Source organism: Vibrio sp. V42_P2S4T144 (genome assembly GCF_009904715.1).
In the GTDB taxonomy this organism is placed as follows: domain Bacteria; phylum Pseudomonadota; class Gammaproteobacteria; order Enterobacterales; family Vibrionaceae; genus Vibrio; species Vibrio alginolyticus.
The window spans coordinates 1-4038 of sequence record NZ_WXWS01000267.1 but is presented as its reverse complement, the minus strand read 5'-3'; the positions used below and the strand labels follow the sequence as shown (position 1 = coordinate 4038).

At 48.1% G+C, this 4038-nt stretch carries 3 protein-coding genes; all 3 read left to right on the top strand.

Annotation, left to right across the window (positions count from 1 at the left end; genetic code table 11):
* The coding region (locus tag CAG68_RS09250; protein ID WP_161441034.1) for a helix-turn-helix domain-containing protein at positions 1–655 on the top strand (655 nt) is incomplete at its 5' end.
* Between the two features lie 91 nt (positions 656–746).
* The gene (locus CAG68_RS09245) at positions 747–1406 is read left to right on the top strand and encodes a LysE family translocator (protein ID WP_161441033.1); all 660 of its coding nucleotides are present in this window, start codon (positions 747–749) and stop codon (positions 1404–1406) included.
* A 111-nt stretch (positions 1407–1517) separates the two neighbouring features.
* Entirely contained in the window at positions 1518–3284 is a 1767-nt protein-coding gene (ggt, locus tag CAG68_RS09240; RefSeq protein ID WP_064354413.1) for a gamma-glutamyltransferase, read from the top strand.
* The last annotated feature ends 754 nt before the right edge of the window (positions 3285–4038 follow it).

The following is a 4038-nucleotide window of genomic DNA, read 5'->3' as shown; positions in this document are numbered from 1 at the left end:
CCAAGGTAATAGCCACCAAGTTGGTCACGGGCAAATTGTGATTATGCCGCCGGATGAGCTGCACGACGGGCAATCTAAGCTCGAGAGTGGCTACGAAGTAAATGTGTTTGCGATCGAACCTCATCTATTGAGCGATCTGGCTGATCTTAAGCAAAACGGTCAAATAATACACTTCAACGAACTGATCATCTCGGATCCGCAGATATTTTCACAACTTAGTAACTTACACGGGCTGCTTCGTCGTGAAAACCTCAGCCAACTCACCAAAGATTGCCTTCCTTTTGAAGGATTTAACCAACTTTTTGATCGCTACGGATCGCTTGAGCGACAAAAAGTGGTGCCGCTAGGAAACCAATCGCTTGGGACGTTAAAAGATTATCTAATGGCTAACCTTGACCAAGCGGTGCGTTTGGATTCACTTTCAGAGCTGTGCCAACTGAGCCCAACTCAGTTCCAGCGCCACTTTAAAGCGCAAACTGGCATGACGCCTTATGCATGGTTCGCACGCCTGCGCCTTGAACAAGGCATGAAGTTACTGCAAGCTGGTCAATGTGGTACCGACGTCGCTCATCAAATCGGTTTCTATGATCAAGCGCATTTCAGCAAAGCGTTTAAACAGACCTACGGCGTTTCCCCTTCTCAAGTGGCTCGTTAATTTCATTTACCGAGAAAGCTGTCAGTTTTTTACAAGCGCCACAGGTGACTTACCACGACAATAGCCGCATTGGTTAAATTTGAGATGTGTTATGAATGAATCCACCATATTGCTGACACTCGCCAGCATTCACTTTATTGCCCTAATGAGTCCAGGTCCGGACTTTGCGCTGGTCGTACAAAATGCGACGCGTCATGGTCGTCAAACTGGCTTGTACATTGCGTTGGGATTGTCCGTCGGTATTTTGCTGCACTCTTTGTTCAGCCTGACAGGTGTGAGTTTTGTCGTCCACCAGCACCCAGTGCTGTATTCCGTGGCACAACTGCTCGGTGGTAGTTACCTGCTCTACTTAGGAATTGGCGCATTGCGTGCCGTGATCTCGATGATCCAAAACCCACTGACGGATCAACCTAAGAAGCAAAATAACCTAGTGATCAGCAATAAGCGTCAAGCGTTTGCTAAAGGGTTTGCGACCAACATTCTTAACCCAAAAGCCCTGGTGTTCTTTGTCAGTTTGATGTCGAGTTTAGTCCCAGCAGGTATGTCGATTACTGGCAAAGGTATTGCACTGGTCATCCTGTTTGGCTTGTCGCTATTCTGGTTCTCTAGCCTTGCATGGATGCTGTCGACACAGCGCTTACAGCGTAAATTGCAACAAGCGGGTATCTACATCGACGGTCTATGCGGCGTGGTATTTACTCTAGTGGGCGGCAGTATTCTATACCAAACTATCAATACTTTTATCGGATAAAGTACTGATTTAAAAGCGTAGCACAATCGACATTTCTAAGATTGCTGACTCGACGTGACTCTCCATAACTGCCAAGCTCAAAGCACAAAACTGGCAACATGGAGAGTCATCATGCATTGGACGTTCAACCGACTCGTGACCACGGGTCTTTTTCTTACTTCCCCACTAATCTTATCTACCTCAGTCTTTGCTAACCAAGCAGCAGATGCGGTTGCGCCGGAGCACAGCACTGGCTTCGAGCAAAAACAATTGATCAAAGCGAAAGATTATATGGTTACCGCTGCTAACCCAATTGCAACCCAAGCTGGTGCGGATGTTATTGCCCAAGGTGGTAATGCTATTGATGCTATGGTTGCCGTGCAGCTGATGCTGGGCTTGGTAGAACCGCAATCATCAGGCATTGGTGGTGGCGCCTTCTTAGTGTATTGGGACAGTGAGAAACAAAAACTGACTACGTATGATGGACGCGAAACCGCACCGCTCGCCGCAACGCCGAAACTCTTCCTAGATGACAAAGGACAACCACTGCAATTTTACGATGCGGTTGTCGGTGGGCGTTCCGTTGCCACTCCTGGTACAGTGAAACTGCTGTGGGACACGCACCAGAAATACGGCAAGTTGGAATGGAAGAAGATAATCCAACCCGTGATTACCTTGGCTGAGCAAGGTTTCGAAGTCAGTCCTCGCCTCGCGAGTCTGATTGAGAAAGATGCTAAGCGCCTATCACGCTTCCCTGCGACTAAGGCTTACTTCTTCAATCCAGACGGCTCACCAAAAGCCGAAGGCACGTTGTTGAAGAACCCTGAATACGCGCAAACTCTGACGGCAATTGCAGAGCAAGGGGCAAAAGCTTTCTATCAAGGCGATATCGCCACAGACATCATCAAGACCGTACAAAATGCACCGGGCAATCCTGGCGTATTGGCACAACCTGACTTTGATGCGTTCCAAATCAAGCAACGTGAACCGGTTTGTGCGGCTTACCAAAGCTATGATATCTGCGGCATGGGACCACCTAGCTCTGGCGCATTGACGGTTGGACAGATTCTCGCGATCACCGAGCAATACGATCTTAAAGGTTGGGGAGCCGAAAGCGCGAAATCATGGCAAGTGATCGCCGATGCATCGCGCCTTGCGTTCGCGGATCGTGGTAAATACATGGCTGACCAAGATTATGTGCCAATGCCAACCGAAGGCTTGCTTGATAAAGATTATCTCAAACAACGTGCTGAGCTCATTCAAGTCGGTAAAGCCTTGAGTAAGGCTGAAGCCGGTAATCCTCCTTGGTCGCACGCCATGAACTTAAGCATGGACCAATCGATCGAGCTGCCTTCCACCAGCCATTTCAATATCGTCGATAAGCAAGGCAATGTGGTTTCAATGACAACAACCATCGAGAACGCCTTTGGCTCACGCTTGATGGTACGCGGCTTCTTGCTCAATAACGAACTGACCGATTTCTCTTTCCGCACGCATCAAGATGGTGTGCCAATCGCAAACCGATTAGAACCGGGCAAACGCCCACGTTCATCTATGGCACCAACCATTATGATGAAGGATGACAAGCCTTACATGGCAATTGGCTCACCGGGTGGCAGCCGCATTATTGGTTACGTCGCACAAGCCATTATCGCCCACACGCAATGGGATATGGACATCCAAAGCGCGATTAATCAGCCACGATTGCTGAACCGTTTTGGCACCTTAGATATTGAGCAAGGTACCGCCGCAGAGGGCTTACAGCCTGCTCTGGAGAAGATGGGCTTTAAAACCGATGTTCGGGATTTGAACTCTGGTCTGCATGCGATACGAATAACAAAAGACGGTCTTGAAGGCGCTGCGGATCCAAGACGTGAAGGTGCCGCTATCGGGCAGTAAGAGTCTTTCGCTCGACCCCTTGTGCGAGATCTCTCACAAAGGGTTGAGCAAACCTCTCTTTTTTAATGGTAAAACCGTACAGAAAAGAGCATAAGCCATTGAATTTAATACTCATGTATCTTTTTTGAACGCTAAGAGAGTTAAAAAATGTGAGATTAGCCCGTTGTTGGAAATCGTTAAACACGTAATATTAAACCTGTCGGAAGGATGCTGACACGGAACAGGAAACACCACGGACTTGGTGAACTTCAGGAAGAAGAAACGGTTATTCAGGATGAATAGTCGGGCATGGATTGCAAAATTGGACATTGAACGGAATCAATAGTGACTAGGATGGTTGCTACTAAGGACGGGAAATGGACACCTCTGGACGAGGCAAGGATTTGAACATCGGGATGATGTCAGGGACACCGCTCAGGGAACAAGTGATGAGAGCTAACGAGGATAGTTAGCAGACCAGGATAAGGTCATTAAGGACACCGCTAGGAAGGCGACGTAAGGATTAAGCTGACGGATTCAGCACACTATCATGGATTAGATGCATGGAGCACTCTTAGTAGCTGGATTGCTGCGAGTAAGACTATAACCCCGATGGGCGCAAGCCCTCGGGGTTTTTCTTTGCCTAAAGTTTTTCTCATCTGCACCGTTAAATCGCGCTTTCGAATTCCATTTTTTTACTGCTTTATCGACGCCAAAACCGCACAAACAAAAAGAGCCGCCGAAGCAGCTCTTAAGTGGATGATACCAATCACAA

Coding starts and splice junctions, on each gene's coding strand:
- CAG68_RS09245 (WP_161441033.1), top strand. CDS start 747: ATGAATGAATCCACCATATTGCTGACACTCGCCAGCATTCACTTTATT.
- ggt (WP_064354413.1), top strand. CDS start 1,518: ATGCATTGGACGTTCAACCGACTCGTGACCACGGGTCTTTTTCTTACT.